Source organism: Mesorhizobium sp. LCM 4577 (assembly GCF_001854795.2).
Lineage (GTDB): Bacteria > Pseudomonadota > Alphaproteobacteria > Rhizobiales > Rhizobiaceae > Mesorhizobium > Mesorhizobium plurifarium.
This window is the reverse complement of record NZ_MDDU01000001.1, coordinates 651,178-669,117: the sequence shown is the minus strand read 5'-3', so window position 1 is coordinate 669,117 and position 17,940 is coordinate 651,178. Positions and strand designations below refer to the sequence as shown.

The following is a 17,940-nucleotide window of genomic DNA, read 5'->3' as shown; positions in this document are numbered from 1 at the left end:
TAATGGATTTTTCGGCGAGATAGTGGCTTAGAGCAGGATGAACCCAAAGCAGCCGGTCATCCCGCTCTAAGGTTTTGCTTTTTGCAGCATGATCCTGTCCAAAAAGTCTGCAACTTTCGGGATCATTCTTCAGGGCCACGGAGGAGACGCCGCCATGATCATCGACACGCATCTGCATCTGGTCGACCAGAGCGCGCTTCGCTATCCATGGCTGGCCGGCGCGCCGGCGTTGAACCGCAATTTCCCCTATGAGGAATACGCCGCCGACGCGCGGCGCTCAGGTGTCGAAGGCGTCCTGCATATGGAGGTCGATGTCGATCCTGCCGACATCGCCGCCGAGACTGCCTATGTGAAGTCGGTCGCCGGTCGTCCAGGTAGCCTGCTTCGTGGAGCGATCGCCGCCTGCCGGCCGGAGGAGGCCGGTTTCGAGGCCTATCTGGAAACGGTCAAGGCCGAGCCGTTCGTCAAGGGTTTCCGCCGCGTGCTGCATGTCGTGCCCGACGATGTCTCGGAAGGGGCGCTGTTTCGCCAGAACATCAAACGGCTGGCCGGCACCGGCCTTACCTTCGACCTGGTGGTATTGCCGCATCAGATCCCGAAGGCGATGGCGCTTGCCGATCTCGCGCCCGACGTCCAGTTCGTCCTCGATCATTGCGGCGTGCCCGACATCAAGGGCAATGCCGAGCATCCGTGGCGCGAGCATATGGAAGCCATCGCCAAGCGTCCGAATGTCGTCGGCAAGATCTCTGGCGTCGTCGCCTATGCCGACCCGGCGACTTGGACGGTCGAGACGCTCAGGCCCTATGTCGAGCACACGATAAGTTCGTTCGGCTGGGACCGGGTGATCTGGGGCAGCGACTGGCCGGTCTGTACGCTGGGCGGCGGGCTGACGACGTGGATTGCCGCGACGCATGCGCTGCTGGCCGGCGCGAGCGAGTCGGAACGGGCGCGCCTGTTTTCGGGCAATGCGCGCCGGCTATGGCGGTTAGGGTAGTTAAATCGTCGTGCGGACGTGGCGCTCGCGACCGTAGAGTGAGACGAGCAGCAGGATGACAAGGCCGAGCGCGGCCTGCACCGTCGACGGGCGGAAGCCGAGGCCGATCAGCAGCGTGTTGATTTCGGTGAGCACCAGGACGCCGGCGATGGTGCCGAGATAGCTGCCGCGGCCGCCGACAAGCGCCGCGCCGCCCACCACGACGGCAGCGATCGTCTGGAAGAGATAGGGCTGGCCGACATCGCCATAGGCCGAGCCGGTGAAGCCGAGCAAAAGCACGCCGGCAACCGCCGCGAAGAACGCGCTCGCCGCATAGGTGACGATCCACATGCGCAGCGGATCGATCAGCGCCAGAGGTGCTGCCTCCGGGTTGCTGCCGACCGCATAGAGGCGGCGCCCGTAGGGCGTGCGGGCGAGCAGCAGCACGATCAGCGCCGTCAGCACCACGAGGCATGGCACCAGCAAGGGCACGGGCAAGGGACCGACCGATCCGCCGATCGAGACGAAGCTGGACACGGCTTCCGGCGCCGAGCCTGACGGAAAACCGCCCGTCCACAACAGCACGGCGCCCTGGACGACCATGCCGATGCCGAGCGTGACGATCAGCGGATGGATGTTGAGCCCGCGCGAGATCAGCCCGTTGAGCACGCCGATCACGATGGCAAGGATGCCGACGAGACCGCAGACCAGGGCGAAGTTCCAGCCTTGGCCGTAAAGCTGCGCCGCCACGACATTGGCGAAGCCGATGACGAAGGGGATGGAAAGATCGATGCCGCCGATGATGACGACCAGCGTCTGGCCGATCGAAGCCACCGCCAGCAGCGAGGCGATGACCAGCAGCGCGCGGATGGCGAAGGGCGCCGAATAGCCGGGGATGAGCAGCGTGCCGACGATCTGCAAAAGCAGCGCCATCAGGAAGGCGCCGGCGATGCGGGCGTTGGTGGACTGGAACCAGTTGCTTGTCATCCCGTCAGCCTTTCCGCCTCGACAGCCGCTCCTGCACCGCCGTCAGCACCACGGCGATAACGAGGATCAGGCCATAGGCGATCTGCAGCACATAGGTTGAGACGTTGAAGGTGGTGAGCAGGCTCTGCAGCAGAAAGATGTCGATGGCGCCGATCGCGGCGCCGCCAAGCCCGCCGCGCCCGCCGGCGAGGCTGACGCCGCCGAGGGCCACCGCGGCAATCGCGATCAGTGTATAGGTCGGGCCGATATTGGGGTCGGCCGAGCCGATCAGTGAAGTGAGCATCAGCCCGGCGGCGGCGGCGAAGATCCCGGTCAGGACATAGGCGATGAGCCGCACCTTGGTCACCGGCACGCCGGCCGTGTAGGCGGCGCGGTCGTCGCTGCCGACGGCCATCAGCAGGTCGTGATAGGGTGTCCGGCGTATGAGCAGCCAGCATAGGCCGATCAGCGCCAGCGGCACGATCGAGAGCGGCCCCGCCATGGCCTTCAGCCAGTCCGGCGCTGGGCCGATCGGCGCCGGCAGGATGGTGAGCGTGATGCCGGTCAGGATCAGGTAGGTGCCGAGCGTCGCCACGATCGGCTGGATGCGGACGATGGTGGCAAGCACGCCGTTCGCGGCGCCGACCGCCGCCCCTACCAGCAGCGCTGCCGGAACGATGATCCACGGCGACGTGATGCCGAGGTTGAGGAACAGAAGCTGGATGAGAGCGTTGACGAAACCCATCAGCGGGCCGACGGAGATGTCGATGCCGCCGCGCCCCGCAAGGATGACCGGCGCCGAGGCGACGGCCGCGCCGATCAGCGGTGCGGCCAGCCCGAGCAGCGTGCCCCAGGACGACGGCTGGAAGCGCGCCGGATTGAGCGCGACGTTGAGCACGAGCAGCACAACGAGCATCACGACGGCAAAGCTGACGCCGCGCAATTTGCGAAGGACCGGGCTCATGCGGCGCGTCCGAACATGGCGGCGATCACCGTGTCGGTGGTCATTTCCGCGCCCGAGAACTCGGCCGACACGCGCTGCTCGCGGAACACCAGCACGCGGTGGCAGAGAAGCAATATCTCCTCGATCTCGCTGGACAGGATCACCAGCGCCATGCCCTCGGCGGCGAGGCCGCGGAAGACGTCGTAGAGAACATGTCGTGTCGCCACGTCGACGCCGCGCGTCGGATCGTTGAGCAGAAGGAAATTCGGTTCCAGCGCGAGGGCCCGGGCGAGCAGCACCTTCTGCTGGTTGCCGCCGGACAGCGTGGTTATGGCTGCGTCGGGGCGCGGCGCGACGATGCTGAGTTTTTGCCGGTAAGCCTCGTAGCGCCGGCGCCGTGCCGCGAAGGAGAGAAGGCCGAAGCGGCGGTCATTCGACACGGTGGAGATGGCGAAATTGTCGAGCACCGACTGTGTCGGGAAAATGCCGGTCGAGCGGCGGTCGCGCGGCAGATAGGCGATGCCGCCGGCAACGGCCTTGCGGAAGCTGGTGATCGATCCTGCCTTGCCGGCGACGGCGATCTCGCCGGCAACCGGCCGCTCGAGCCCGGCCAGCGCGCGCAGGAAACGTTCCTGGCCGTGGCCGTCGAGACCGGCAAGACCGACGATCTCGCCCGGCGCGATGGTCTGGCTGATCGGATCGACGCCGGGAGCGATGACAAGCTCACGCACATGAAGAGAATTTGCCTCAGCCATGCGCCAACTCCGCGGCCGTTTGCGGCGCCATCGCCGCCAGAAGCTCGGCCGGCGTCGAGGCGCCGCGCTCCTCGGTCTTCACCACGCGGCCGGCGCGCAGGATGGAAATGCGATCGGACAAAGCCATCACCTCATCCATGCGGTGCGTGATGAACAGGATCAGCGTGCCAGCGCCAGCCATTGCGCGCATCAGCGCGAAGACCGATTCGCGATCGGCGAAGTCGAGCGCCGCCGTCACCTCGTCGAGGATCAGGACACGCGGGTTGCGGATGACCGCGCGGGCGAGCACGACAAGCTGCCTTGCGGCAAGCGGCAGCTCGCCGCATGGCCGGTCGAGATCGATCGGCGTCACCGCGAAGCGGCTAAGCGCGGCTTGCGCCCGGGCGCGCCGCTCGCCGCGCGGCACACCTCGTCGCCACAGGCCGTCGAGGCCAAGCAGGATGTTGTCGACCACCGAACGATCGGGCGCGACCAGCACCTCCTGGAAAACGGTGGCGAAGCCGGCCGCCTGGAAAGCGGCGGGCTGCGCGCCGGAAAACGGCCTGCCGTCGAGCAGGATCGCGCCGTCATCCGACTGCACGATTCCGGACAACAGCTTCACCAGCGTGCTCTTGCCCGAGCCGTTTTCGCCCAGGATCGTATGGATCGTGCCGGGACGGAAGGCGATCGACGCCTCCGCCAGCGCGACGGTTTCGCCATAGCGTTTGGAAACGCCTTGGACCTCAAGCATTTTTCTTCCCGGATCGGAGAAGCCGGCGCTTCAAGAATAACCGGCTTCGCGTGACATCACTTGGCGCAGGCGTCCGGCACCTTGGAATAATCCCAGCCCTTGGTCGGCGCGGGATTGGCGAAATAGGCGTCGAGCACGTCCTCCGGCATCGGGTCCGTCGGCGGCACCGGAAAGACCGAAACGGCGTCCGGCGTCATGCAGTCCTTGTACCATTTGTCGAGCTCGGCGGCATGCACCGGCGGGATCGGAATCAGCAGCGTGTTGAGCTTCGGCTTCTGGCCGTCGAGCATGCGCTCGCCGACGCGAAACAGCGTCTGYGCCGTCCAGCCCGGCAGCACGGCATGGCCCTCGAAGCGGTACTTGTCGGGATTGGCCTTCCAGTAGCCGAGCGCATCGCCGGTGATCGAGCCGGTGATCAGCGGCGCCGGGCGGCCGGCTTCGGCGAAGGCCTCGGCCACGACGCGGCTTTCGCTGCCTGTCGTCCACACCGCGTCGATCGGCGCCGGATTGGTGGCGATCGCCTGCAGCACCACCGTCTTGGTGACGTTGGCCGTCCAGTTGCCGTTGACGGTGCGCGCGACCTTGAGGCCGTTGTTCTCAGCGAGCGCCTTGTCGGCGCCCTGCTTTTCCTGGACCACGATCGGATGTCCGGCGATGCCTTCGACGACCAGCACGCTGGCATCGGGCTTTGCCTTGCCGATCGCCGTCATCATGTCATAGCCCCAGCGGGCATAGTTGGAATCGACATTGATGGCATTGGGGCTGGTGACGGAGCCGGCCGCCGTGATGAAGGGGATGCCCGCCTTGGCCGCGGCATCCACGGCGTCGTCGAGCGCCGTCGCCGAGCCCGGGATCGAGGTGATGATCGAGCATTTCTTGTAGATGAAGGCGCGGATCTGATTGATCTGTTGGCTCGGGTCGTTGTTCGAATCCGACACTTCGAAGCTCGACACCGTGCCGTCGGCGATGAGGCCGTCGACCAGCCGCTTCAGTTCCTTGGTGACCGACACGCGCCACGGATTGCCCTGGTAGCTTTCCGAATGGCACCACTTCCACGGCTTCGGCGGCGGGGTGAAATTGTCCCAGGCCGAGGGCAGCACCTTCTGCGGCGCGCCGTCATATTGCGCCTTCAGCACATCCGGCAGCCCGTCGATCACCGACTTCACGTCGGCGGCATGGGCGGCGAACGGGATCGAGACTAAGGCGGTTGCGGCGAGCAGRCCGCGTATCAGGCTGGTCATTTTTTCCTCCCTTGGTGCACTGGAACTAGCCGGCGGCGGCCGGCGCGAAACTTTCCCTGAACAGGCGATTGATGTCGGCGACGACTTGGCCGGCGTCCTGCCGACCGGTAAGACCTTCATTGATCCGATCGGAGGCCTGCTGCTGGAACGCCATGTAGCCGTCATGGCGCGGTCGGACCCAGGCGCCTTCGAGCGTCGCCCGCGTGGCGCGATAGAAGTCTCCGGTCGCGGCGTTGACGGCGTCATCCTCCCAGGCCGCGGCATGGCCGGGCTGGCCGCCGGCGGCAGCGTAAGGCCCGCGCTGCACGTCGCCGCTGGCGATCCAGTAGGCGAAGTCGATTGCCGCCTCGCGCGCGGCGGAAAAGGCGGAGACGGCAATGCCGGTGCCGCCGAGCGCCGAGCCGAGCGGGCCGTTGCCGCCGGCGACCGGCATGTCGGCGAAGGCGAGGCGGTGCGGCCGGAAGCCCGCCACCGCATAGGGAACATAGCCGTAGATCAGCGGCGCGCAGGCGATGCGCGAACCGGGCTCGGCCATTTTCTCGAACACGGCGATCGGATCCATCGTCACGCATGCGGGATCGACGAGCGCCGCGATCTCCCGCAGCATCTCGAAAGCGGTTTCGCCGGTCTCGCCATCGACAAGGTCGGCAGAACCGTCGACCGTGCAGGGCCGGCCGAGATCGGCGGCAAGGGTGTAGAAGCACATCAGCGAATGCGGCGACCTGAGCGGCAAGAGCACCCGGCCCCGCTCGGCAAGCGCCAGCACTTCGGTCCAGATCGTGGGCGCTGCCTCGATCAGATCAGGCCGCCAGGCTTGAACCTGGGTCGCGGCATCGATCGGGAAAGCCCATTGCCGCTCCTGCCATGTGTAGCTCGGATAGGATTTGCCGACGCTTCCCCTGGCCAGCGCCTCGCGCTCCGCCTCGCGTCCGGGGACATCGAGCGGCGTCAGGCATTTCTCGGCGGTGATCTGGCCGACATGCGGGTGGTCGATGACGATCAGATCATAGGCGCGGGCGAGCTCCTCCACCGGGAAGGACTCGAAATCCTGCAGCGAGCGCTTTTCCCATTCGATCGAGACGCCGGTCTTTTCCTGCCAAAGCGCCGAGCACGCCACCATCGGGTCGTAGCCGCGCGGATGGCTCCAGGTCATGCCTTTCAAGGAAACGCCGCTCACAGGCCGAACTCCTCGCGGATCTTCTCACTGTGCTCGCCGATGCGCGGGGCAGCGTGATCCACCTTGGCGCGCGCGCCGTCGACGCGCAGCGGCGAACGTGTGGTGAGGATCGAGACATTGTCCTCGCGCGTCACGGTCTGCAGCATGTCGAGCGTCTTGAAGCCGTCGCTCTCCATCAGCTCCGGCCATGTCAGCACCTTGGCGCACCAGACGTCGGCGGGCTCGAGCACGGCCAGCCATTCGTCGATGGTCTTCTCGGCGATGCGCCTGGCGATGATCGCCTTGATCTCGTCGCGGGCGGTGAACCAGGTCGCGGGCTTGTCGCGGAACGGATCGAGCTCGGGCAGTTCGAGCAGATCGGCAATCTTTGGGATCGGCGTCATGGCGATCGCCAGATAGCCGTCCTTGGTCGGATAGACGCCGTAAGGCGCCGAGAGATAGGCATGCGCGCTGCGGAAGGACGAGCGCTTGGGCAGGCGGCGGCCGTCATTGAGATGCGTGGTCAGCACCTCGAACTGGAAATCGACCAGCGCCTCGAGCAGGCTGGTTTCGACATGGCCGCCCTGACCGGTGATGCCGCGCCGGACCAGCTTGGCGAGGATACCCTGCGCGCAGGCCGCGCCTGCCAGCATGTCGGCGATGGCCAGGCCGAACGGCACCGGCCCCTGCTCCTCGTCGCCGTTCAGCCACATGACGCCGGAACGCGCCTGGGCGAGCAGGTCCTGCCCAGGGCGCTTCACCCAGGGGCCGTCCTCGCCATAGCCGCTGATCGAGGCGTAGACCAGCCGCGGATTGATCGTGCTGACATGCTCGTAGTCGAGGCCGAGCCGCTCGATAACGCCCGGCCTGAAGTTCTGGACGAGCACGTCGGCCTTGGCGATCAGCGCGCGCAGCATGGCGAGATCGGCGTCGTTCTTGAGGTCGACGGCGAGGCTCTCCTTGCCGCGGTTGATGGCGTGGAAAATGGTTGAATCGCCGCCGATCTCAGTGTCGCTGAGATAGAGCCGGCGCGAGAGGTCCCCGCCGTCAGGCCGCTCGATCTTGATGACGCGCGCGCCGAGGTCGAGCAGGCGCAGCGAGCAGTAGGGGCCCGACAGGAACTGGCTCATGTCGACGACGACGAGGCCGGTCAGCGGAAGTTCTTTGTCAGCGGCCACGGTTCACTTCTCTGTCTTGCCGACGAAATCGGCCGGGTTCTTGTATTTCACCGTCTGCAGATGCTCGCAGTAGAGCACGAGCTCTCCTTCACCCTTGAAGACTTCATAGCTGGCGCGGATCAGGCCCATATCCTGGTAGCGCGGCTTTTTGTCGAGGTTGGTGCGGATCGAATAGATGGTGTCCCCGATGAAGACCGGCTTGATGAAGCGAAGCTTGTCGTAGCCATAGGAAAAGGCGTTGAGGCAGTTGGTGGCGACGAGGCCGAGCCCAGCCGAAAACACGAAGGCGCCGGCCACCAGCCGCCGGCCGAAGATGCCTTCCCTCTCGGCGAACATCTGGTCCTGCACGTAAGGATGGATATCCAGCACCAGCGTATTGAACATATGGCTTTCGCCCTCGGAGATGGTGCGGCGGAGCGAACGGATTTTGTGGCCGGGCTGCCAATCCTCGTAGAACCAGTTCTCCGAATTCCAGACAGGGATCTCCGCATGCGCCTCAGGCATGTCGGCAGGATGCGTCGAGGCGACACCGACGGTCGGCGAGAACGCGCTCATGATCCTCTCCGGGAGCTTCCGTCGCGGCCTGCAAGGCGGTTCCGGGCACGATGCCGGATGGCGAGACGCATAATCGCTTTCCTCCCGTCAATTTTCTTTTGTGAATAATATTTTCACATATGGGATTGCCTTGCAAGCGATGATCGGCGAAATTTTTGGAAAGCCGGCAGAGGCGGAAGAGCCGCCGGAGGTGGGAGGAAGATCGATGCAAAGCGCCTGTCTTGTCTTTGTCGGCAGCCTCAACCGCGAGGCGCCCTATTTCCAGGGCGCGCGCGGCGTCGGCCTCGGCGTCTATGCCTTCGACGAGGCGACGCTCGCCGTGCAGAAGCTGGCCGAGACCAATGAGGTCGACAATCCGACCTTCCTGTCGGTGACGCCGGATGGCTCCCGCATCTATGCCAATTCGGAAGTCTTCGCCTGGCGCGAGGGAACGGTCACGGCCTATCGCCTCGAGCGCGCCACCAATTCGCTTGCCTATATCAACAAGCAGCCCTCGCTCGGCAGCATCACCGCGCACAACGCGATCACCCGCGACGGCAGCAAGCTGCTGGTGGCGAATTACGGCATGGGCAGCGGCGGGCCCGACAAGGCGGTCTCAGTGTTCGGTTTTGCGGCCGATGGCGGACTGACCGCGCCGCTGGCGAGCGTGGCGCATTCCGGCACCGGCCCCAACGCCGAGCGGCAGGAGCGGTCGCATGCGCACAGCGTCACCGAGACCATCCAGGGCGGCGTCGCCATCGTTGCCGATCTCGGCATCGACCAGTTGGTCTCCTACCGCATCGAGACCGACGGCGCGCTGGTGAAGCTCGCCTCCTCGGCGCTCACGCCCGGCGCCGGGCCGCGTCACGTCGCGCTGCATCCGAACGGCCGCTTCGTCTTCGTCATGAACGAGCTGGACTCGACGGTGGTGTCGCTGGCGCTCGATCAATCCTCGGGTCGGCTGGAGCTCATCGACACCAAGCCGGCGATTCCCGGCGAGGCGCGCGCGCACAATCACTGCGCCGACATCCAGATCTCGCCCGACGGCCGCTTCCTCTACGGCTCCAACAGAGGCCATGACAGCGTCGCCATCTTCGCCGTCGACCAGCAATCGGGAAAGCTCCAAACGGTCGATTTCACGCCCTGCGGCGGCGCGACGCCGCGCAACCTGGCGCTGACACCGTCCGGCAAGCATCTGTTTTCAGCCAACCAGAATGCCGACCGCATCTCGATCTTCGCCCGCGACGAGCAGAGCGGCCGGCTGGCCGATACCGGCCACGCCATCGAGATCGGGACGCCGATGTGCGTGCGGATCACGCGGGACCCGCTCCAATCCTAGCAGCTCGCGTTGCTCACTGGCTGACCCGGGCGAACGAGCCGGTATAGGTCTGGCCGGCAAGCGCGTAGGTGAGGTTGAGCGTTCCCGGCGACGGCATCGTGGCGGTGATGTCCGCGCCGTTCGGCAGGCGCCCGAGCTTCAACGTATTGCCGGAAATCCTGCCGGAGCCGTCGGCGACGCCCGGCTTGTTGTCGGCAAGGTCGCCCCATGCGTAGCTCGCCGTCACCTGCCCGCCCGAGGACACGGTCAGCACCGCGAGCTTGCCGTCATACATGCCGTTGAGCTGTCCGGCCCATATGCCGGAGAATGYGGCGTATCTGGCCGGAACGCCCTTGCCGGGCGGGACGACAGCGACCGTCTGATCCAGCACCGCCGAATTCGGCGAGGCCGGGGCGGGAGCAGCGGCCGGAGCAGGTTGCGGGTCGGCAACAGGTTGCGAGTTAGCAACAGGCTGCGTGTCCGGAGTCGATTGGCAAGCAACAAGCGCTAATAACGCGACGCCAAGCGTGAGCCAGAGACTGTTTGGGGCCAATCGGAATCGAACCGACGACTTATCGAATGTCATTCACAGGAGCCTTCTTGCAAGACGATGGAGACTACCAAGCGCGCCTTCGACCCCACAAGACCGGATGGGCCGTTTTCCAGATATTGACGTAGAGTCAGCGGGCTTCGATTTTCGTCCGCGGCCGGGCCCAGTTGCTGCAACGGCGGCACCCATTCATCGGCGCCAATGAACCTCGCCGGTGCTTGCCGAGCGGACGTGRGGTCACCTCCGGTTTCGCTCCTGTCATCCTGGCCACTTCTGGGAAAGCAAAGCCATTTACATCGATTGCAAAAAGCGTTTTAAGATTCATTGGGGGGAATTTGCATGCGGGCTATCGTTCGGCTAATGCCGAAGCCAGGAACATCCGTATTCATCTGTGGATGTGGCCATACCGGGTCGAGCCTCTTGGCCCGCATACTGGCAACGCATCCAGATATATTCAGCCTGCCCTATGAAACAGGCGCCTTCGCTTGGGAAAACGGATGGCCGAAATGGCATAGGGTGGTCATCACTCTTGCAAAGGTCGCCGCGTCCGGACGCAACATCTGGGTTGAGAAGAGCCCTGGCCATGTAAATTACACCGAGGAGATTCGGCGAACCATGCCGGGCGCGCGGTTTATCATCTCGACACGCGACGGGCGGGACGTGGTGGCATCGCTCAACAAGCGATATGACGACCCGGAAAAGTCTTTTGCAAGGTGGGTGCGGGACACTGCAGCGTCCAAAAGCTGCATCGAGCGCGGCGACAGCCTCGTTTGGCGATACGAGGACTTCATCTCAAACCCACCGGACTCCCTTCGGTCCGTGTGCGACTTCATCGGCGTGACGTTCCGCCCAGAGATGTTGGACTATCACGAAAAGCCGGTGATCTGGGGTCGCCAGCGATCTGTGAGAACGGAACATTCCTTGCGGCGATGGTCGCAAGTTAACCAGCCGATCACCGATTACAGGGGCATCTGGCGAACCAACCTTCCTCAGGGGATGGAAGAGCGGTTCGCCACAGGCGAGGCCCGCGAGTTGATGACTTTCTTCGGCTACGGCCATTAGAAACGTGGAACCGCCRGCCGGGAGAAGCGGGGCGCCGTCGCTCACGACCCGCAGAAACCAATCAGACCGACCGGGCCTGACGAATCAGCGGGTCATTCGAAGCGCTGTGCCGGATCGACAAACAGCGACGATCGCCAACAGCTTGCCTCCAGTAGGCGGCGACTGTGGACAGGAAGCGTCATTCCTGTCCACGCCCCCAATTGTTTTGGTGGATTGTTGCCTCCTGCTCCGGAAAGAACAGTCGAGCAAGAATCGTATCGCCGCCAAACCCGCCGGATTTCGAGATGATCGCGGTTCCGTCCCATGCGCCCGCGACCATCCGGCTCATCGCAACGCCTGGCTCGTGGAGCCCCTCGCAGAGAAGATGGGAGGCAGCGCAAATGCGGACCAGCAGCCGCAAGGTCCATCCGCCCGTCACCAGCACGGCCCGCGGGCGCGGCGTGGCGGCCACCAGCCGTTCGAGTGAACGCTCGATCATGGCGCGTGCCTCCGGAACCGAGACCACATTGGAGGGGGYGACCAGCACGACCGGCGGTTCGATCTGCATGGCACTGCCGCCGTCCATCACCAACGTCCGCAATCTGGGAGCCGCCGAGATCTGGCTCAGCGTCGCCGGATGGTTGGTACCGCAAATCGCCAGATCGAGCGCCGGCGGCCGCAAACCGGGAGGAGTCCGCCCAGCGAGCACCGAGGCCAGTCCGCCGGTGCCGATATAGAGATCGTCGTCGCCCGTCCCGAACGCAGCGACAGCATCCGCAAGCTCGGCGTCGCTGGAAGCATCGGCGACAACAAATCCGCCCGGCGCAGCGCCTTTGCCCAGCATCGCGGCCGGGATGCCTTGGCGCGACAATGCATCGACCAGGGCCGGCCCGACCTGCTGCGCCTTGCGGTCCGGCGAGAGCACAAGCTGCCGCCCGTCGACCGTTACCCTGCCCATTGCCGGAAATGCGGGAGCAAGAAGGGCCCGGCTGAACCGTCCGGCGCGAAAGGCGGCGGCGGCCTCCGCGATCGGGTGGCCGCGCATGACGCTGTCGATCTTCTTGAACGACAGCACGCCTCGTTCGCGGCCGGCGAAAATATCGGYGACACGCCCAGAAGCCGCCGCCTCGTCGAGATCGCGTGTATCKAGGTCGATCGCATTGCCGCCGGAAATGGCGGGCGGCGGATCGAACCAGACTTGGATCGGATTTTCGGGCGTGGCGAAATAGCCGGCCGCGTCGAGCGCGCCGGTGATGTCGTCCGCGACGATCAGGACATCCTGGCCGACGCCGCGCCCGATCGGGCCAAGCTTCACGCCGCCTTCTCCGCGGTCAGCGACAAGGCGTAGTCGATCGCCTCGATGAGGCTGCTTTCGCGGGCGATGCCGCGGCCGGCTATGTCGAAGGCGGTGCCGTGATCGACGGAGGTCCGCACGATCGGCAGGCCGAGCGTGATGTTGACCCCGCTCAGGCCGAGCCATTTCCCCGTTTGCGGGTCGATCTGGAAGCCGAGCAGCTTCACCGGAATATGACCCTGGTCGTGATACATGGCCACGACCGCGTCATAGGCGCCGCCGCGCATCTTCACGAAAACGGTGTCACCCGGGACGGGACCATGAACATCATGGCCGCGCGCCCGGTAGTYGGCGACGATCGGCTCCGTGACGCGGATATCGTGGGTGCCGAAAATGCCGCCTTCGCCGGCATGCGGATTGAGCGCCGCGATCGCGACGCGGGGGGCGGCGATCCCCAGATGCTTCAAGGCTTCGATCGTCAGGTCGAGCACCCGGCGCATACGCGGCTCCGTCGCCCGCTTCGGCACATCTTCGAGCGCGATATGCGTGGTGACATGGCTGACGCGGAAGGACCCGTGCGCGAGCATCATCGCGCTGTCACGCGCCCCGGTCAGCGCCGCCAGCAGCTCGGTATGGCCCGGGAACCGATGACCGGCCAGGTGCAGCGATTCCTTATTGAGCGGCGCGGTGACGATGGCCGACGCCTCGCCCGCCATCGTGCGGCGCACGCCCTCGGCGACGGCCTTGTAGGCCTGGCTGCCGCCTTCCGCCGACACCTGGCCGATCGCGACGGCGGAGCCCTCGATCGGCCAGACGCCGAGCGGCTCGTCCGCTTGCGCGACGGCGGGCAACGGCAAGTCGAGCGACCGGGCCACTTCGCCCAACGCCGCCAGCGACCCGATGAGGCGCAGCCGAAAGGCGCCGGTCTCGAGTTGCGGCGCGAAATGCCGACCGGCCTTGAGCGCGATCTCGGGTCCGACGCCCGCCGGATCGCCGACGGTGATGGCAATGGTTGCGGTCATTCGGTTCTCTCCAGGGGCCGTACGGGCGTTGAAGACACAATCACGCCAAAGGCCGCCCGCCGTCGACCGGAATGATAACGCCCGTCGCAAAGCGAAGCTGCGCCGCGGCCGCCAGAACCGCCTCGGCGACGTCGTCGGGCGTGCCCAATCGCCCGAGCGGCGTCCGGCTCGCCTGTTCATCGCGCCAGGATTCGTCGCGGCCCTTGATGAAATCGGTGTCGACGACGCCTGGTGAAACGGAGACGACCCTGATTTTCGGCGCGAGCGCGCGCGCCAGCGACTTGGTCAAATTGTCGACCGCGGCCTTGGACGCGCAATAGGCGATATTGCTGCCCATGGCGGTGACGCCCGCGATCGACGAGATGTTGACGACAATGCCGTTGCCRGTGCGGTCGAGCAGCGGCCGCATCGCCCGCGTCGCAGCGATGACGCCGCGTACGTTGACGCTGAGGATGCGGTCGATCAAAGCGTCATCCAGGCTATCGAGGTCCGGATGCGGCACGAAGCGGGTTATGCCGGCGCAATTGACCAGGATGTCCAGCCGGCCGAACCTTTGCCCGATCTGGCCGGCCAGCCGCGCAAGGCAGCCGCTGTCGGTGACGGCCGCCTCGGCGACCATGTGATCGCCGGGCGCCAGCGTCGAGACCAGCGCTTCGGCCGCCTGGCGCGAGCTGTTGTAGCCGACGACGACCGAGGCACCTTCCTGCGCGAGCCTGGACACGATCTGCGCCCCGATTCCGCCGGTCGCTCCGGTCACCAGGGCAACCTTGTCTTGCAGCATTGCCGCCATGACGGTCTCCGTGTCAGACGCCGGTGCGTCGCTTGTGGGCGACCAGCGCCATGAGATTGCGGTCGCGCCAGGCGCTGCGCTCGCTCAAGTCGGATGCCGGCAGCTTCGCGCGGCGCTCGGCTTCGGCCTTGGCGATAAGCGCTTCGGACCACGGAGCCGGGTCGCGCCTTGCCAGCGCGATCGCATGGTAGAGCGGCCCCAGGCGCCGCGCGTAATCCGCGATCCCGCCCGGCGCGTTGAGGTCGATCGTCTCGAACGGACCCATGAAGGACCAGCGGTAGCCGAGCCCGTGCGACACGGTCAGGTCGATGTCGGCGGCGCTTGCGACGCCCTCCTCCAGCAAGGCCCAGGCCTCGTTGAGCAACGCCCCCTGGAGCCGGTTGAGGACAAAGCCGTCGACCTCCTTGCGCACGACGATGGCGGCCTGGCCCACCTGCTCCATTTGCGCCCGCAGCCACGGCACGATGCCGGCGTCGGTCCATGGCGCCGGAACAAGTTCGACCAGCGGGATCAGATGCGGAGGGTTGACGGGATGCGCGACGAGGAAGCGGGCCCGGTTGACGCATCCCTCCGTGAAAGCCGAGGCCGGAATGCCCGAGCTCGAGCTGCCCACGACCGCGTCCGGCCGCATCGCCCGGTCGATTTCGAGGCAGACGGCCTGCTTGACATCGCGCCGTTCGAGCACCGACTCCTGGATATAGTCGGCGCCGGCGACCGCAGCCTCCAGCGTGTCGACCAYGCGCAACCGCCGCAGGACCAGATCGATGGCGTCGACCAGCCCGGCTTCCCGCATGTCGGCGAGACTGGCGCGGATGCTTTCGATCACCGCCGCGCGGATATCGGCGCTGCCATCGTAGATGGCCACGTCGTGCCCCGCCCGGGCGAAGACGATCGCCCAGCCGCGGCCGACAAGCCCCGCCCCGACGATGGCGACCTTGCGGATTACATCCATTACTGCACCCGCGATTTCTCGCCGTCCGCGAGGCAGATTTCAGTGATGCGCAGGCCATCCTTGGTGATGCGCGACGGGAAGCGGTCCTTCAGCCGTTCTTCGTGGATGGGAATGACGCGGCGCGCCTCGTAATTCACCTGCTTCATCATCTCCTCGGTCGCCAGCACGAGATTGGTCTGGCTGCCGACCGCAAGCCCAACCGGCACATAGAGCGTCTCGATATCGACGGCGGCTCCCGAGCCCTCGATATTGTCGAAGACATAGACCAGATCGCCCGCCAGCACCCAGGTGTCTTCCTTGCCGTTGCGCACGGTGACCCACATCGAACCATAGGTGTGGCTGTCGAAGGCGGGATTGAGATCGACATTCGGCAGCACGTCCTGCTTGGCGCCATCGAGCGTCACCAGCCGCTTCTGCCGGGCAAGGTCGACGCCGCGCACGATATCGCCCGGATCGACGGCGACGTTCATCCAGCGCATGCGGTCCGGCAACGACATCGCCCAGACCCATTTCGCGATCTCCTTCTCCTGGATGTAGAAGGTTGCCTTGGGGAAGTCCTCGACATTGCCGAAATGGTCGAAATGGGCGTGCGTGATGAAGACCGTGTCGACGTCCTTCGGCGCCAGGCCGATCTCGCCGAGGACGGTCTCGGGCGAATGCCAGTTCTCGACACCGAACTTGTCGCCGAGATGCTTGCCGTAATCCTTGTTGTTGTAGCCGACATCGACCATGGCGACGTGGCCGTTGCCCTTGATCAGCGCATAACAATAGGGAAGCTTGACGTAGCCCTGGTTGTGGGCGCCGTAGAGCACGCCACTCTTGTGGTAGTTGGTGACGTAGCTGTACTCAAGCACCCAGATCGAATATTGGCCCATCGTTTCCTCCCTGATGTCGCCAGCGCTGCGCACAACTGCAGCAGGCGTGATTGAAGTCGACCGGCGTCATGCCGGCGCGTGGTTCCGACGCCGCCTGCAGCCAGGCATAGGCGTGCTTGATCCTGTCTCCCGCCCGGTCGAGATGCTGCTGCCAGTCGCGCTGCAGCCGGGCCAGACCGAAATCCTCGAGCACTTCGCCGAGCGTCGCATGCGCGGTCGCAAGGCGGTCGAGATGACCCTCCAGGCCGCTCGGCGCCTGCAAGGCGCGAAGCCGCTGCTCGACCTCGGCCCAGCGTTCGCGTGCCGCCGGGATATCCGGCAGGTCGAGCACGTCGCGGCGGCCGCCGGCCTCGGCCAGGACCAGCAGGCCGGCGACCTGTCCGATCAGCCGGCGCAAGCCGTCATAGACGGGGCGGCAGGCGACCACGTAGCGGACGACGACCTCGTCGGCTGCAGGATCGTTCTCGACGGCCTGCCTGGTTTCCCCGCCTTCGACGTCCGACGGCGGCGACGCAATCACCTCGCAATCGTAGCGGTGGACGGTGACCGCGCGCTCGAAGAACAGTTTCCCCGACATCTCAGCCATGATGCCTCCGGCGCGTCGTCGCGCGCTCGATCACGGAGCCCGGCGGAATCATCTGCACGACCGGCTCCTTGCCGGCATTCGTGCCAAGCTCCTTGGCCAGCGAGACCGTCGCCTCCAGCATCTTTTCGATGGGCTGCTGGACCGTCGTCAGCCCATGCGAGGGCCAGTGAGCCATCTCGATGTCGTCGAAGCCGACGATCGAGATGTCGTCCGGCACGCCGAGGCCGAGCTCTCGCCGCACGCCGTCGAGAAAGCCGATGGCGAGAATATCGTTGGCGCAGAACACGCCGTCGGGCATCTCCTTGAGGTCGCGCAGCTTGCGGGCAGCCTCGTAGCCGGCGTGGTAGCTGAACTGCCCCGCCTCGATGACCACGGGCGCGGCAAGGCCCCGTTCGACCGCGCGCTCGCTGAAGCCGCGGTGACGGGCGACATTGGTCGAGGCATCCGCCAGCGCGGCGATATAGGCCAGGCGCCGGTGGCCGGTGTCGACCAGATAATCGGCAATGCTGCGGCCACCGAGGATGTTGTCGCAGGAGATGCCGAAGGCGTGGTCGTCGGCCGACAGCCGGTTGAAGAAGATCACCGGCGTGCCGGCCTTGCGGCATTCCTGCGCGGCTTCCGAGGACAAGGTCGCCGCGAGGATGATGGCGAGGTCGGGCTGGTAATTGAGGAGAAGGCGCAGCGCCTGGTCGACCTCGCCCGACTGGTCGGCCGCGACCAGCATCACGTTCATGTCGATGGCGCGCAGCTCGGTGGTGAGCCGGGTCAGCACTTCCGGATAGAACGGGTTGGTGATGTCGGCCACGACCACGCCGACGATGCGCGTCTTCTTGGTGATGAGACTGCGCGCGAAAGGATTCGGCGAATAGCCGATCTCCCGGGCGCGGTTCAGCACCACGTCCCGCGTGTCCTTGGCGATCACGGCATCGGCGTGAAAAGCCCTGGAGACGGTCGAAACAGACATGCCCAGATCGCGCGCCAGATCCTTTAYGGTCACGCGGGGCTTGCTGTTCTTGTTGCGGRCGACGATCGACAT

General features: G+C 65.7%; 19 protein-coding genes and 1 tRNA gene. 3 read left to right on the top strand and 17 right to left on the bottom strand.

Annotation, left to right across the window (positions count from 1 at the left end; all coding sequences use genetic code 11):
• Positions 1–154 precede the first annotated feature (154 nt).
• Positions 155–994 carry an amidohydrolase gene (locus LCM4577_RS03200; RefSeq protein WP_071036480.1) on the top strand — a complete coding sequence of 280 codons (840 nt, stop codon included), beginning with the start codon at positions 155–157 and terminating at the stop codon, positions 992–994.
• Here LCM4577_RS03200 and LCM4577_RS03195 read toward each other — a convergent pair whose 3' ends face one another.
• From LCM4577_RS03195 to LCM4577_RS03160, 8 genes are read right to left on the bottom strand one after another with little or no spacing between them, the layout of a single operon-like run.
• A complete protein-coding gene (locus LCM4577_RS03195; RefSeq protein ID WP_071036481.1) occupies positions 995–1,960 on the bottom strand; it encodes an ABC transporter permease in 966 nt (321 codons plus the stop codon).
• A 4-nt stretch (positions 1,961–1,964) separates the two neighbouring features.
• Positions 1,965–2,903, bottom strand: coding sequence for an ABC transporter permease (locus LCM4577_RS03190; protein ID WP_071036482.1), 939 nt, complete (start codon positions 2,901–2,903; stop codon positions 1,965–1,967).
• Positions 2,900–3,637: an ATP-binding cassette domain-containing protein gene (locus LCM4577_RS03185; RefSeq protein ID WP_041001130.1), complete on the bottom strand. Its 738-nt coding sequence runs from the start codon at positions 3,635–3,637 to the stop codon at positions 2,900–2,902. Before LCM4577_RS03185 ends, LCM4577_RS03190 begins: the two co-directional genes overlap by 4 nt.
• Positions 3,630–4,367, bottom strand: a complete 738-nt coding sequence (locus tag LCM4577_RS03180) for an ATP-binding cassette domain-containing protein (RefSeq protein ID WP_071069567.1) — start codon at positions 4,365–4,367, stop codon at positions 3,630–3,632. Before LCM4577_RS03180 ends, LCM4577_RS03185 begins: the two co-directional genes overlap by 8 nt.
• A 56-nt stretch (positions 4,368–4,423) precedes the next feature.
• Positions 4,424–5,608 (bottom strand): substrate-binding domain-containing protein, encoded by a 1,185-nt coding sequence (locus LCM4577_RS03175; protein WP_071069565.1) that lies wholly within the window; start codon positions 5,606–5,608, stop codon positions 4,424–4,426.
• A gap of 25 nt (positions 5,609–5,633) precedes the next feature.
• A complete protein-coding gene (locus LCM4577_RS03170; RefSeq protein WP_198540355.1) occupies positions 5,634–6,761 on the bottom strand; it encodes an extracellular solute-binding protein in 1,128 nt (375 codons plus the stop codon).
• A gap of 20 nt (positions 6,762–6,781) precedes the next feature.
• The gene (locus tag LCM4577_RS03165; RefSeq protein ID WP_071069561.1) at positions 6,782–7,942 is read right to left on the bottom strand and encodes a CaiB/BaiF CoA-transferase family protein; all 1,161 of its coding nucleotides are present in this window, start codon (positions 7,940–7,942) and stop codon (positions 6,782–6,784) included.
• Positions 7,943–7,945: 3 nt separating this feature from the next.
• Complete coding sequence (locus tag LCM4577_RS03160; protein ID WP_071069558.1) at positions 7,946–8,497, bottom strand: MaoC family dehydratase; 552 nt, start codon at positions 8,495–8,497, stop codon at positions 7,946–7,948.
• A gap of 205 nt (positions 8,498–8,702) precedes the next feature.
• On the opposite strand from LCM4577_RS03160, the gene LCM4577_RS03155 reads away from it, so the two are divergent.
• Positions 8,703–9,815 carry a lactonase family protein gene (locus tag LCM4577_RS03155; protein ID WP_071069556.1) on the top strand — a complete coding sequence of 371 codons (1,113 nt, stop codon included), beginning with the start codon at positions 8,703–8,705 and terminating at the stop codon, positions 9,813–9,815.
• Between the two features lie 13 nt (positions 9,816–9,828).
• Here the strand turns inward: LCM4577_RS03155 and LCM4577_RS03150 are convergent, their stop codons facing one another.
• Positions 9,829–10,185 carry a hypothetical protein gene (locus LCM4577_RS03150; protein ID WP_244508199.1) on the bottom strand — a complete coding sequence of 119 codons (357 nt, stop codon included), beginning with the start codon at positions 10,183–10,185 and terminating at the stop codon, positions 9,829–9,831.
• Between the two features lie 153 nt (positions 10,186–10,338).
• Positions 10,339–10,434 (bottom strand) — tRNA-OTHER (locus tag LCM4577_RS03145).
• 330 nt (positions 10,435–10,764) lie between these two features.
• Here LCM4577_RS03145 and LCM4577_RS03140 point away from each other — a divergent pair.
• Positions 10,765–11,406, top strand: coding sequence for a sulfotransferase (locus tag LCM4577_RS03140; RefSeq protein ID WP_157900446.1), 642 nt, complete (start codon positions 10,765–10,767; stop codon positions 11,404–11,406).
• Positions 11,407–11,584: 178 nt separating this feature from the next.
• On the opposite strand, the gene LCM4577_RS03135 is transcribed toward LCM4577_RS03140, so the two are convergent.
• Genes LCM4577_RS03135 through LCM4577_RS03105 form a run of 7 tightly spaced genes read right to left on the bottom strand, consistent with a single transcriptional unit; the run spans position 11,585 to position 17,940 of the window.
• Positions 11,585–12,700 carry a four-carbon acid sugar kinase family protein gene (locus tag LCM4577_RS03135; RefSeq protein WP_071069552.1) on the bottom strand — a complete coding sequence of 372 codons (1,116 nt, stop codon included), beginning with the start codon at positions 12,698–12,700 and terminating at the stop codon, positions 11,585–11,587.
• Positions 12,697–13,701, bottom strand: a complete 1,005-nt coding sequence (pdxA, locus tag LCM4577_RS03130) for a 4-hydroxythreonine-4-phosphate dehydrogenase PdxA (protein WP_071069550.1) — start codon at positions 13,699–13,701, stop codon at positions 12,697–12,699. The genes LCM4577_RS03135 and pdxA overlap by 4 nt, the downstream gene beginning before the upstream one ends.
• Positions 13,702–13,741: 40 nt before the next feature.
• Positions 13,742–14,491, bottom strand: coding sequence for an SDR family NAD(P)-dependent oxidoreductase (locus tag LCM4577_RS03125; RefSeq protein WP_082047155.1), 750 nt, complete (start codon positions 14,489–14,491; stop codon positions 13,742–13,744).
• A gap of 13 nt (positions 14,492–14,504) precedes the next feature.
• Positions 14,505–15,443, bottom strand: coding sequence for a 3-hydroxyacyl-CoA dehydrogenase (locus LCM4577_RS03120; protein WP_071069548.1), 939 nt, complete (start codon positions 15,441–15,443; stop codon positions 14,505–14,507).
• Positions 15,443–16,318 (bottom strand): N-acyl homoserine lactonase family protein, encoded by an 876-nt coding sequence (locus tag LCM4577_RS03115; RefSeq protein WP_040988847.1) that lies wholly within the window; start codon positions 16,316–16,318, stop codon positions 15,443–15,445. The genes LCM4577_RS03120 and LCM4577_RS03115 overlap by 1 nt, the downstream gene beginning before the upstream one ends.
• The gene (locus tag LCM4577_RS03110; protein ID WP_071069546.1) at positions 16,290–16,904 is read right to left on the bottom strand and encodes a hypothetical protein; all 615 of its coding nucleotides are present in this window, start codon (positions 16,902–16,904) and stop codon (positions 16,290–16,292) included. The genes LCM4577_RS03115 and LCM4577_RS03110 overlap by 29 nt, the downstream gene beginning before the upstream one ends.
• Positions 16,897–17,940, bottom strand: a complete 1,044-nt coding sequence (locus LCM4577_RS03105) for a LacI family DNA-binding transcriptional regulator (RefSeq protein WP_071069545.1) — start codon at positions 17,938–17,940, stop codon at positions 16,897–16,899. Before LCM4577_RS03105 ends, LCM4577_RS03110 begins: the two co-directional genes overlap by 8 nt.

Excerpts from the sequence above, each read along its gene's own strand:
- LCM4577_RS03110 (WP_071069546.1), bottom strand. The coding sequence starts at position 16,904 with ATGGCTGAGATGTCGGGGAAACTGTTCTTCGAGCGCGCGGTCACCGTC.
- LCM4577_RS03200 (WP_071036480.1), top strand. The coding sequence starts at position 155 with ATGATCATCGACACGCATCTGCATCTGGTCGACCAGAGCGCGCTTCGC.
- LCM4577_RS03160 (WP_071069558.1), bottom strand. The coding sequence starts at position 8,497 with ATGAGCGCGTTCTCGCCGACCGTCGGTGTCGCCTCGACGCATCCTGCC.
- LCM4577_RS03155 (WP_071069556.1), top strand. The coding sequence starts at position 8,703 with ATGCAAAGCGCCTGTCTTGTCTTTGTCGGCAGCCTCAACCGCGAGGCG.
- LCM4577_RS03185 (WP_041001130.1), bottom strand. The coding sequence starts at position 3,637 with ATGGCTGAGGCAAATTCTCTTCATGTGCGTGAGCTTGTCATCGCTCCC.
- LCM4577_RS03115 (WP_040988847.1), bottom strand. The coding sequence starts at position 16,318 with ATGGGCCAATATTCGATCTGGGTGCTTGAGTACAGCTACGTCACCAAC.
- LCM4577_RS03180 (WP_071069567.1), bottom strand. The coding sequence starts at position 4,367 with ATGCTTGAGGTCCAAGGCGTTTCCAAACGCTATGGCGAAACCGTCGCG.
- LCM4577_RS03190 (WP_071036482.1), bottom strand. The coding sequence starts at position 2,903 with ATGAGCCCGGTCCTTCGCAAATTGCGCGGCGTCAGCTTTGCCGTCGTG.
- LCM4577_RS03170 (WP_198540355.1), bottom strand. The coding sequence starts at position 6,761 with ATGACCTGGAGCCATCCGCGCGGCTACGACCCGATGGTGGCGTGCTCG.
- LCM4577_RS03195 (WP_071036481.1), bottom strand. The coding sequence starts at position 1,960 with ATGACAAGCAACTGGTTCCAGTCCACCAACGCCCGCATCGCCGGCGCC.